The organism is Enterobacter cloacae complex sp. IR5459 (assembly GCF_049238005.1).
GTDB lineage: Bacteria > Pseudomonadota > Gammaproteobacteria > Enterobacterales > Enterobacteriaceae > Enterobacter > Enterobacter hormaechei_C.
In genome coordinates this window covers 76443-86365 of the sequence record NZ_JBMKIG010000014.1, presented here as the reverse complement: position 1 = coordinate 86365, position 9923 = coordinate 76443, and the positions used below count along the sequence as shown (strand labels likewise).

Annotated in this window: 9 protein-coding genes and 1 pseudogene; all 10 read left to right on the top strand. The window is 53.4% G+C overall.

Going from position 1 to position 9923, the window contains the following annotated elements; genetic code table 11:
- Positions 1–70: 70 nt before the first annotated feature.
- A complete protein-coding gene (locus ACOTX4_RS22480) occupies positions 71–1231 on the top strand; it encodes a site-specific integrase (RefSeq protein ID WP_247607315.1) in 1161 nt (386 codons plus the stop codon).
- Positions 1232–1250: 19 nt separating this feature from the next.
- A complete protein-coding gene (locus ACOTX4_RS22475) occupies positions 1251–1727 on the top strand; it encodes a hypothetical protein (RefSeq protein WP_137042064.1) in 477 nt (158 codons plus the stop codon).
- 148 nt (positions 1728–1875) lie between these two features.
- The gene (locus ACOTX4_RS22470; RefSeq protein ID WP_137042063.1) at positions 1876–2712 is read left to right on the top strand and encodes a hypothetical protein; all 837 of its coding nucleotides are present in this window, start codon (positions 1876–1878) and stop codon (positions 2710–2712) included.
- 105 nt (positions 2713–2817) lie between these two features.
- Positions 2818–4023 (top strand): conjugal transfer protein TraF, encoded by a 1206-nt coding sequence (locus tag ACOTX4_RS22465; RefSeq protein WP_047625714.1) that lies wholly within the window; start codon positions 2818–2820, stop codon positions 4021–4023.
- 108 nt (positions 4024–4131) lie between these two features.
- Positions 4132–4548 (top strand): hypothetical protein, encoded by a 417-nt coding sequence (locus tag ACOTX4_RS22460; RefSeq protein ID WP_137042062.1) that lies wholly within the window; start codon positions 4132–4134, stop codon positions 4546–4548.
- A gap of 70 nt (positions 4549–4618) precedes the next feature.
- Entirely contained in the window at positions 4619–5092 is a 474-nt protein-coding gene (locus tag ACOTX4_RS22455) for a DotD/TraH family lipoprotein (RefSeq protein ID WP_137042061.1), read from the top strand.
- Positions 5089–5895, top strand: a complete 807-nt coding sequence (locus ACOTX4_RS22450) for a type IV secretory system conjugative DNA transfer family protein (RefSeq protein ID WP_022649986.1) — start codon at positions 5089–5091, stop codon at positions 5893–5895. Before ACOTX4_RS22455 ends, ACOTX4_RS22450 begins: the two co-directional genes overlap by 4 nt.
- A gap of 27 nt (positions 5896–5922) precedes the next feature.
- A complete protein-coding gene (traJ, locus tag ACOTX4_RS22445) occupies positions 5923–7068 on the top strand; it encodes a plasmid transfer ATPase TraJ (RefSeq protein WP_137042072.1) in 1146 nt (381 codons plus the stop codon).
- On the top strand, positions 7065–7352 hold the full coding sequence (locus tag ACOTX4_RS22440) for a hypothetical protein (RefSeq protein ID WP_022649988.1): 288 nt from the start codon (positions 7065–7067) through the stop codon (positions 7350–7352). Before traJ ends, ACOTX4_RS22440 begins: the two co-directional genes overlap by 4 nt.
- Before the next feature lie 71 nt (positions 7353–7423).
- A pseudogene (locus ACOTX4_RS22435) lies at positions 7424–9700 on the top strand (LPD7 domain-containing protein); the annotation flags it as partial.
- Positions 9701–9923: the final 223 nt, after the last annotated feature.

Below are 9923 nucleotides of genomic sequence, written 5' to 3'. Positions count from 1 at the left end.
GCACCGGATTGACAGTGTTATTGCATTTTTCGCGCAAGGCTTTATTTTCTTCGCCTTTTTGGGAGTAATAATGTCTTCTGTTGCGCGTTTAAGAAAAATGTCCCTCAGTCGGGGACTCGATAAATATTACGAGTCGGTATCAGTTCACAAAAAGGGCCATCTTCAGGAATTTTACCGGGTCAATGTGATTAAACGGCACCCACTGGCCAGCCGGAACATGGATGAGATCACCACAGTTGATATTGCAGCCTACCGTGATGAAAGGCTGACGCAGTGCAACCCCAGGACTGGGAACCCTATCTCTGGCAATACAGTAAGGCTTGAACTGGCGCTGTTATCATCACTTTTTGGAATTGCACGAGTGGAATGGGGGACATGTCGTAGCAATCCGGTCGAACTGGTGCGTAAACCTAAAGTATCCAAAGGTCGCGATCGCCGCCTGACATCCAGTGAAGAGCGCAGACTGTCCCGTTATTTCCGCGAACGAAACTTAATGCTGTATATAATTTTTCATCTCGCGCTTGAGACAGCCATGCGCCAGGGTGAAATCCTTAACCTGCAATGGGAATACATTGACCTGCAGCACGGCGTAGCACATCTGCCAGATACCAAGAATGGCTCATCGCGAGATGTTCCTCTCTCACGTAAGGCTCGTAACCTCCTTCAGATGATGCCGGCCCAGCTAAAAGGTAAGTTGTTTTCCTATACGTCATCCGGTTTCAAAAGCGCCTGGCGAAATGCTCTCAAGGAACTCTCTATCGAAAATCTGCATTTTCATGATCTTCGGCACGAGGCCATCAGCCGTTTCTTCGAACTCGGTACGCTGAACGTTATGGAGGTCGCAGCTATATCAGGCCACCGCTCGATGAATATGCTAAAGCGCTACACCCATCTGAGAGCTTACCAGCTGGTCAGCAAGCTGGACGCGCGACGGCGTCAGACTCAAAAGATCGCCCCCTACTTCGTGCCCTATCCTGCCCAGGTCGAGCAGGACAGCGAAGAGTCAGGTGACATCAAGGTAATGCTATGCGATTTCGAAAATCTGACGGTATCAGCGCCGACTCGCGAACTTGCATTGGCCCGCGCCAGCGAACTGCTACTGCGGACACTGGCTCTTGCAGCCCAGCGCGGCGAACGAGTCCCCGCGCCGGGAGAGCTTCCTGTCAGGACAAACAATCACATCATGATATGTCCGCTTAACCCCGACCTGGCACTGTCGGCCCTGGTATAACTTTTCTTCTGGAGGGGCTGTGTTTCTGATTTTCCTTTCAGCAGTACCACTAACGCTACTGCTGTATTGCCCGATAATGACAATCGTCAGTGCCGTGACGCCCTGGAAAGGGTTCCGAACGGCCTTGGTTCGACATCGTAAGAAGCATTACACAACCCTGCATCTGTCGACATTTGACCGGGTTGGCCATCTTAATCTCCGACGCGCGGCACGCTTTCACCGCAGCTTTCTGGCCACGTTGCAGCTGGCGCTACAAAGAGACAGCGCGCCGGTGTACTTCACATCCCATCTGATGCGACCGGCACACCTGAAAAGCATGACTATCCTGATGTCAAAAATGGGGGAAACGCACCGCTGGCGCTGCACCACAGTCACGATACCTCCAGCCATCAGAAACGGGATACGGCTGCAAACATTTTTACAGGAATGGCGCTGGATAACCGTACCTGAAACCGGCGTGCTTGTACTCATTCGGCCGCGCCGGAAAGCGCGGTAAAAAAAAGCAAATACACAAACGTAATTAAAACGAACACGCAAACGCAGTCGATCTACACGATCGAATTAACTCGTTATACATACGCGTCACGATTAATTATTCTCTAACCCACTGAGAAACAAAGTCTAATTTCACTTAAGGGGACCATGTGGCAAACAGTCTTACAGCAATTTTCACCTCGCTTCTGGCGCTCCCCGACCTTGATCGGAACAGGATTGCAGAACTGCTTCAGCGCAATGATAAGAAGCCCATGCAGACCACATCACTTCGGTTGCGACCTGGTACCCGTCAACTGATTGATGAGCTGTCAGGCAAAATTGGAATTTCTCAGTCAGAGTTGCTGAATATGGTAATTGAAGGCTCTTTTCGCGATATCTTCCTGCCATTCAGTAATACTGCAATCAGCGTTATAGACCGCTTTGAGCTACTGATGCAGTCACACGAGCTTAGCCCGACAGACATCGCAGAACTGCTGTCGTCATGGAATGTTCGGGTTAGTGTGCTACAGGACAGGGAACGTACAATGGACTATCTGTCCACCCCGCTTCTCCAGGCGCTCGCTGACTGGTTTTTCGTTTCTCCTGGCTGGTTGCTTGGAAGCAACGTTCCCCCTGTTGACACAGGCAGCGCGAGTCATCAATGGCCACAAACGGAAGAAACTTTCCGGGAGGTAATTATTCCTTCAGCCGAAAACAATAATGACAGCATTATTTTCTGGAAGACTGAAAATACAACTGAGGATAAAGATCAGGAACGAAACGGCATATTAATTAAGAAGAAAATATCTTCATCTCAGCTGACATATTTTCCGGTGCTATCCATTATTACGCGCACCCTGAATACAGAGCAGGAATGCTGGAAAGAGCGACTCCTCAGGGAACACGCAGCAACAGGTACTATCCGCCCCGTCACCTTAGGTGCAGGGCTGGCAACAGCACTTGAACACGGAACAACGTTACCCGTACTTATATTCAGACAGCTTTAAACCACGCTGAAAATCTGAATTAAAAAAGAAAAAGAAAATTTTGATGCTGCCGCATCAGGACCTTCTTTTGCCCTAAATCCAGACAGGACTACAGGAATTTTACTTATGAAAAAGACTCACATCGCAAAAACACTGATATCTTCCGCCGTCATGATGGCATTTCATGCAGGAGCTGCAACCTCTTATATGGAAGCCCGCAGCGATGCGATGGGCGGGACTGGCGTAGCTTCCGCACATTACGGTACAGCTGCCTTATCCAACCCGGCACTCCTGACGAAATTTGGCGCGAACGATGACTTCAGCCTGGTGCTGCCGTCCGTAGGTGTCCAGGTAGCAGACCCAGATAATGCCATCGATAATACCGATGACGTAAAGGATCTGTGGAACAATTTTGACAATGCAGTTGACCGCCAGAGCGGTGTCAGCGAAAGTGCAGCCGCATTACGCAACAAGCTGGAAGACCTGAAGGACGTAAAAGCAAACGGACAGGTCGGGGCATCTGTCATTGCTACCACTCCTAATAAGGTGCTTCCATTTGCGGTTGTCGTGAAGTCCTGGGGCACCGTTTCCGTAAACGGCAAGGTCAGTGATCACGATCTACAGTATCTCGATAATATCGCCAGCGGCGCCATCCCGTCAGATACGGTAGACAAGGATGCACTAACGTCCCGCGCTTATGGTCGGGCTGCCGTTATCACCGATGTCGGTGTGGCTATGGCGCACGAATTTGAAACAGCGGGACATAGCTGGTCACTGGGGATCACGCCCAAGTATCAGCGCATCGATCTTTTCAACTACAGCGCAAAGGTAAACGACTTCGACAAAAATGACCTGAATTCGGATGACTACCGCAATACTAAAACCGGATTTAACGCCGACATCGGTCTGGCAACAAACCTCGGCGACAACTGGATGCTGGGTCTCGCGGTACAGAACATCATCGCCCGCACCGTTGACACTAAAGCAGTGAATGGTGAGAAAGAAACATTCAAAGTAAAACCACAGGCCACTGCAGGCGTGGCATGGAGTAACAGTATCCTGACCACCGCTCTCGATGTGGATCTGACCGAAGCCAGCCGCTTTGAGCGAGATGACAAACGCCAGTTCGCCAGTGTGGGTGCCGAGCTGAATGCCTGGAACTGGATGCAGGTACGCGCGGGTTATCGTCAGAACATGGTCTCCAGCGAGGGCAACGCTTTCACTGCGGGTCTGGGCTTCTCTCCTTTCGACGTAGTACATCTGGACCTGACCGGTATTGCAGGAACCGATCGTACCTACGGTGCGGTCGCACAGTTGCAGTTCACGTTCTGATAGTTTAGGGGAAGCCCGCAATGGGCTTCCTCTGCCGTTTCTTTGTGTGTTATCCCCTGTGCACTGGCTGTAATCCCCCCGAACTTTCTCCCGCTGAGACCGTTGAAGATGAAATCTTTCCGATATGTACATGTATTGCATCAGATCAGCAGTGTTGCTTTCAGCAGCCTGATAACTGCGCCAGCCACCGGTTTTTTTATTCTGTTCATGTTATTTGGATTCAACCACTCGCTCGCCGACACCTTCCTTGAACAGGCCCGATCACTTACCGGTGATGCACCACCAGGCATGGTAAGAGAATGTAAACAATCAAACGATAGCGGCCCGCCATCTCCTCTTGTAATGCCTCAGGTATGCAAAACGGTATTAATTGATGAGGATCACTGGAAAGAGCGTGTTGACGATACCATCAGGCAGTTTTATCTCACTTTCTCTGTATTCGGACTTTTATTCTGGATGACCGCAAATAATCAACCAGCTGAATTAATTGGCTGGATACGCAGGAAAAGTAAACATCAAAATTAACGGCATCATAAGCCTCGCCCACTGAATCTTCTGGCTTTAATCTCCGTCGCCCCCCGGCAAGGTAACTACCATGAATTATTTAATGCTTCCCGGCGTGTTGGCCATCTCCCTGCTCGCCGGCTGCCAGTCCTGGACTACGCCATCAACGTCTCCAGTTTCTCCTTCCCCCGACCGTTACGGCGCGGCCTCATCCGTTGCCGTTACCCGTCACACACAGTATCAGATGTGGAATAACGGTGTCTGGTCCGGTTCGAAAACCGTGCCATCATCCATGGAGATCATTCGCTCCAACAGCGCTGACGTCTCTTTCGACTGGGAAGGTGATGCTGTGGAACTACTGGATGAACTGGCGCGGGCACGTGGCCTGCAGTTCAACTACAGCGGCGTTCGCCTGCCCTTGCCCGTAACATTGCACGTTCGTGGCATGACGTTCAGCAATGTGTTGCGCGTTATCGAAGCGCAGACCGCATGGCGCGCAACCCTGAATCAGTACCCTGGGCTGCTCCAGCTCAACTTCATGCAACCGGAGACCAGAAAGAAATGAAATGCTTTCTCTTGTTACTATTCCCTGCTCTGCTCCTGACTGGGTGTGCAGGAGAGCGGCCGGCTTCACCGACAGATACAGGGGCACCACCTCCGGATATGCAGGCCTGGCTCAACCCGGAGCGACAAAGACCAGAAGGTCTGTCCGAAACGCGCTGGCAGATGCTTACTGATGCTGGCAGAACACTGGGATTCCGGGGAGGAAAATCCCAGCGGGCATGGGAGTTAACCCAGGCACTCAACGCCCGCGAATCCACCCTCAATGCCCTTTACGATTTCCGTCCACTTATCAGCCCTGAAGGCTGGCTTCCTCCGGTTATTGATGAAGCGCAGGATGTAGCACACATCACTCCTGATCAAATTCGCACAGCCTCAAAAGTCTGGACCATCATCCGACCGGAGCGATTCGTCAGTAACCCGCCCAGCTGGCGCAGCTGGTTACTACGCGGTCTGGCCACCACGGCAACCCCTGGCACAGAAGGTCTGGTTGTGCCGGAAGACAGCGCCCAGAGAAAGGTCTGGGAAGACGCACTGAAAAAAGGCTGGCAGGAAGGTCGCGAAAATGCCGATCTGACCTTTGAGGCCAGCATGAATCAACTCACACGGGACTATCGCGGCATGATGCTTTATTCCCTGCTCTGGCGACGGGGCATGATTTCCCGGCCGGAAGTCACCGAGCAGCAGCAGACTGTTACTGGCAGTGGTCAGAAGCTCGTTACCGGCGATCGTGTTCGCCGACTCAAATCACATGCATCGTTTGAGCTACAGAAATCACGCTGGCGCCCGTCCGTTACCATCCAGTAAGGAGTTTTCCTCGTGAACATATCAGCTATCCCTGACTCGTTCGGGCTTTTCCCGTTCAGCGGTGCCTATACCGCCGACGAGTTCAGGACATTTTTTGCCTGGTGTTCGGCACATGGAGTCAGTGATGTGGATCTGGTTGGCGGCTCACCAGTTTCAGTGAGTCGTTATGGCCGACGTGAGAGAGTCTCAGACACCATACTGCCGAATATCATGCTGGGAAATATGCTTGACGACCTGCTGGGGCCAGAAGTGCGCCCCCGAGTGCAGGGTGGAAGCCCGCTGGACAGAGCCATTCAAATCGACGGCGACATGCATGGGCGATATGGCCTGGAAAGGGGGGAACGCGTGCGGCTACGCGCGCACATCATCCAGGGGACATCTGCCCGGGAAGAAAAGGCTCTCTCCGTCACTCTGCGTGTGATCCCCCACATCATTCCCGATTTTCTGAAGCTGGGTATCGAGCCCGATCTGGCGGCGGCAATGCTGCCAAAAACCGGGCTGGGTCTTATTTGCGGTGAAACGGGTTCGGGTAAATCAACGTTGCAGGCGTCGTTGTATCGCCACTGCCAGGACACACAGCCCGATCGCAAAATTGTGACCTACGAAGATCCAGTAGAGTACATTCTCGGCCGCCCCGACGACCTTCTGCCGCCGCATCAGGCTCAGGTAAGACGTGACGTCGCAAGTTTTGCAGATGGGCTTCGCTCCGCAATGCGCCGAAACCCGGAGGTCATCGGTATCGGGGAAATTCGTGACACGGAAACAGCAGAGGCTTCTGTCCAGGCCGGTGAAAGCGGACATTTAACCATCGGTACACTGCACTCTAAATCACCAGGTGAAACCCTGAACCGACTGCTTGGTCTGTTCCCGCCTCAGATTCGTGATGCACGCGCCTGGGAGATGCTTGGGATGTTACGGTTTATCGTAGTCCAGGTACTTGTCAGAACGACAGACGGCAAACGCCGGGCTCTCCGGGAATACATCGTCTTCGACGATGAGCTACGCGATGCACTACAGAATCTCCCGTCAGAGAAGTGGCCGGCCCACATCGATAACATCCTGAGACTGGAGAAAAGGCGCATTGTCGATCAAGTGCGTGAAGGTTACGTAACGGGTGATATAGACAGACACGAAGCGGCACTCTACCTACCGACACAGGAGCTTAGACATTGAAACGAGAAGGATTCTGGCGCTATGCCACACCGCCTGTCACCTTTTTTGGTATCCCGCTGCCGTTCCTGTTGCTGTATCTGGTCTGGTTTCGCTGGCCGTCCATGAAGACGCTGTATATCTGTTCCGCCATTCTGGGATTCTTTGTTGCCCTAAATTTCTTTGGCTGGAGTGTACGGGCTATCTGCCTGCGCGTAATAAGTACCTTCAGGGGAAAGATTGCCTCCGGTCGCCCCTGGTGGTACCGGCATTTTGTTGAAAAACCACGAGACTGGACTGGTCTCTGAACCCGATGTAACCCGTTCGTTCCCCATAGCGCCCCCGCGCTACTCCCTCAATATCTTCCAGGAATGTGACCATGCAAAAAAGTCACCGCGTATGGCTTGCCGTACCTCACGAAGAGAAGGACGACGCCATCAACGCCCACCCGCGTCTCAGCGATGGGCAGAAAGCCCTTAAATGGGACGATGAGCACCGCCTCTGGTATGCCCGACCAGGAGCCGACCTGACCAGGTTCGAGCGATGGATGCCTCGCCCCCATGAACTGTCGATGAATGCGGACGATCCGGTAACAGAGTTTGCTCAAAAACTCGAAGAAGCAGGACTGCTGGTTAAGGGGCTCCCCGTGATGGATGGAAGCCTTCAGCGCGTACCGACGAAACAGGACAAGAAAGGTTCGAAAAGCGGAGCTTACAAGGCTTACCTGGACGGGCGCCCTGCCGGATGGTACCGCGATTATCGCAGCGCCGACGCTAAACCGACGCAGTGGGTGTTTTCAGGTGGTGGCGAGATGGATCCGCTTGCGCGTCTTCATCTCCGTGCACACGCCCAGCAAACGCGTGAAGACAATGCCCGTGCTCTGGAGCAACAGTACAACCGGCAGGCGGAGTACGCCGCCCGATATGTTGAACGCTACCCGCAGGCTACAACGAACGCCTATCTGACCCGTAAGGGTGTGGAGGCTGCGCCGGGTATAAGAATCAACGATAAGCAAGAACTTGTGATCCCCTTCAGCAATGCGCATGGCGACATACGCTCCTACCAGCGTATTCCGCTCACTGGCGGAAAAGACGCCCGCATCCTTAAAGACAGTGAAAAAACAGGTAACTGGTTTGCACTGGGGACGCCACAGAATGGCCTGCCTTTGCTGTTTGCTGAAGGATATGCCACAGCAGCCTCTCTGCATGAGGCATCAGGTCTGCCGGTACTGATGACGGTTGATGCGGGAAACATGATTGCCGTTGGCCAGAATGCTCGTGCCGTCTGGCCTGACAGTCCTTTTATTTTCTGTGCAGACAATGATCATCAGCTGAAGAATGCGCAGACAGGACAACCTGAAAATAAGGGCATCCTGAGCGCTGAGAAAGCGGCAGAACTCACGGGCGGCAGAGTCATCGTCCCTGATTTCACCGAAGAAGAAAAAGCACGCTTGCTGACGGACTTCAACGATCTCGATACCAGCAGGGGCAGAGAAGCCTTCCGTGAGCACATCAGCGACCTCCTCAGGTCTGCCGGCATCGATATCCGGACAGACTACGCACCCAACGATGCACAATTTCTCTCACAACAGGACCCAAAAATGGAAAATCTGGAAAGCCAGGAATCCGGCCAGTCTTCGATTGCCCCGGATGAACCTGTCGTTATTCCGTCTGAAAGCCACAGGCAGGATGAGTCAGTAAACCCAGCGCCGCCCGCCCCGCCTGAACCTGAAATAATCTCTCCGGCAGCGGTGATGCCGCCCGATGAAGCCAGTATCAGTGCGGCACCGGTTGAGAATAAGGCTGAACACGATGAACCCGCCCCCACGTCCCTGCGAGACGCTGATGTTTTAATTCCTGATACGCAGAGCACCACGGACGGGACGATCGCGACATCTTCTGCGGATGCCGGTCAGCGTAGTCATAGTGCCGTCGAATCAGGATCGAATATACCGGTCCCTGGCCTCGATGATTATGCAGACATACGCGCGCAGATGGACGACCCACAATTTGCTGAATGGGTGAACAGTCAGTCTGATGACATTCCCCATATGCCTGCTCAGGAACGACAGACAGACCATGAACTGCCAGAAACGGGCAAACAAACCCTGAAACCTGAGGCAGCGTCACATGAAACAGACGCTGAGTCTCCGGAGCCGATCGTTCCTGAATTACCAATCCCTCCACAGTCCCCCGGAGCAACATCAACCGGGCAAAAACAGGAGCAGACGCAAACTGCTGATGTGGATCCAAACACGTCAGAGCCCTCCCCGGGCAGGAAGGAAACGGCAGAGAGTGAGATGCATGAAGCGGATGGGCTTGTCTACGGACCGCGAAGGCCGGAACCGCTTCAGCGAGAAGATCTCGATGAAATCATTAAAGCCCTGTCAACGGAAGAACAGCGTGACAATAAGGTGCTTTACCGTCTCGACGGGGAAGATGCGTTTCACGATCTCGGCAACCGTCTCGAAATGTGTAACGGTGCGAGTGAGGACAAGCGCAAGGTGCTCGCCGCGCTGGCCGTGGCATCACGCTATTACGGCGGCGTGGTGGAGCTCACCGGCAGTACGCAGTTTAAAGAGCAGGCCATGCGGCTCATTATTGAATATGACCTCGATATCCGAATGAAGCTGCCTGCGCAGCGCGCGCAGCTTGAGGCTATGCGGCAACAGTTTGGGGCAACCAGGGATTCAGTCACAACACATATTCCTACGCCGGACCTGAACCGACAGACTCCATCACCTGATGCCGCATCGCCAGTGTCACCGGCAACAGCCGCCCCCGAAGCTGTTACCCCTGACGCTCCGGGCATACCCGTGCCCCCCGTATCACCGACGCCGTCAGCACAGGCAACTGCCGCAAAGCAGCCTGCCGTTTCAC